This window comes from Drancourtella sp. An57, from assembly GCF_002161525.1.
GTDB classification, from domain to species: Bacteria; Bacillota; Clostridia; order Lachnospirales; family Lachnospiraceae; genus Sellimonas; species Sellimonas catena.
The window spans coordinates 1-1,607 of record NZ_NFHY01000036.1 but is presented as its reverse complement, the minus strand read 5'-3'; the positions used below and the strand labels follow the sequence as shown (position 1 = coordinate 1,607).

Annotated in this window: 2 protein-coding genes; both read right to left on the bottom strand. The window is 41.3% G+C overall.

The features are described 5' to 3' along the window. Positions 1 to 49: 49 nt before the first annotated feature. Positions 50 to 952 (bottom strand): IS3 family transposase, encoded by a 903-nt coding sequence (locus B5G11_RS16030; RefSeq protein WP_255396464.1) that lies wholly within the window; start codon positions 950 to 952, stop codon positions 50 to 52. Between the two features lie 35 nt (positions 953 to 987). Next, positions 988 to 1,419 (bottom strand): HTH domain-containing protein, encoded by a 432-nt coding sequence (locus B5G11_RS16025; RefSeq protein ID WP_087255646.1) that lies wholly within the window; start codon positions 1,417 to 1,419, stop codon positions 988 to 990. Positions 1,420 to 1,607 lie beyond the last annotated feature (188 nt).

Below are 1,607 nucleotides of genomic sequence, written 5' to 3'. Positions count from 1 at the left end.
TAAAGTGAGCCCCTTGTCAAGGACATCCGAAAAATTTTTTGTCTGGATTTTATAACAGCTTAAATGCTGATGGTAACTCGTTGGTTTTAATATATTTATAGTACTCGTTTGGAGACATTCCATGGAGGAGTGTCTGGTATCGGTCATTGTTATAATAATCCATCCAGTCATCTATACGAGCCTTCACATCCTCGAATGTTTTCCATGACGGGATATAAGGAGCCAGTTCATCTTTCATATGTCCAAAGAAACTTTCCTGCGGGGCATTATCCCAACAGTTTCCTCTACGTGACATGGATTGACGAAGAGTTCCATCTTTTAATAGATTGCGGAATGCAATACTGGTATAATGGCAGCCTTGATCGGAATGAAGCCAGGCCGTTGCATTTAACAGTTCCGGGTACTCTCTGAGAAGTTGTTTCACAGTATCAAGAACAAAATCCACAGCCAGGGAACTGCTTAACTGATAGGCAAGGATCTGCATGGTAAAAGCATCCTTTATCACAGAGAGATAGCAGAAACCGTCAGCAAACCGAATATAGGTAATATCTGTCAGCAAAACCTTACGGGGACCATGGCTCCGGAATTCCCGGTTGACATGATTCGGAACGACAGCATCCGTCTTCAATGCTTTTGCCATCCGTCTGTAGGGGTTGGCTTTGCGGATTGGACAGAAGAGACCAAATTTTTTCATTAATCGTTTTACTTTTTTATGATTCATTCGGAATCCCATACGGAACAGTCTCATACAAATGCTCCGATAGCCTTTTGCATATCCACGGAACTCATAAGCTGTTTTAATAAGTTCAAAATCTTCGAGATCCCGCTTTTCACGATATCTGCGTGTATCCGAGGCATTCACCCATCGGTAGTATCCCGAACGGGAAACGCCTGCAAGATCGCAGAGTTCTTTCACACTAAGAGAAGACTCTGTCATGGTTTCCTGCTGGATCAGTGCAAAGAGTTCGCCGGTTGGGACGTGTTGTCTTACTTCTGCCGATTGCGGACATGTGAAGTTTTTTTTAAAAACTCAACCTGCTTTTCCAAATGAACAATGCGTTCCTGCAATTCTCGGATACTTGTATCCATCCGCTGTTTAGCCAGATCTTTTTCGGCAAACAAAGCAGTCCTTTCTGAATGAGAAATTCCTCTGGGCTCCTTAAAACCTTCAGGAGAACGGGCTTCTTTCAGAATACGTTTACGAATTCCATCCAGACAGCTTCGTGAGAAAAGCGAAGGATCATATCCAGCAGCACGCATAATTTTCTGAGTGGTCATTTGAGGAAGATCTACTTGGCTGGCGAAAAAAACTTTAAAAGCAACTGTGAAAACAATGCAGTATGAAGAAACATGATGTGTATAAATGTTTCCTTCCAGTATTTCGATTTGTTCCTGCGTAAACACGATTTGTTTTGACATAGATAGTCCACCTTTCTGTAAAAAATATATCACAACAACAGATAAGCTGTATATCAATGTCCACAGTTGGGTTTTCAAAGCTATCAACATAATAACAGCAGTCAAATCTGTGTCCACAATATAGGATTAAATCTCAAAATACGTACAAAAAGGATTTTACCCGTGTCCTCTTTATAGGGCTCATTTTA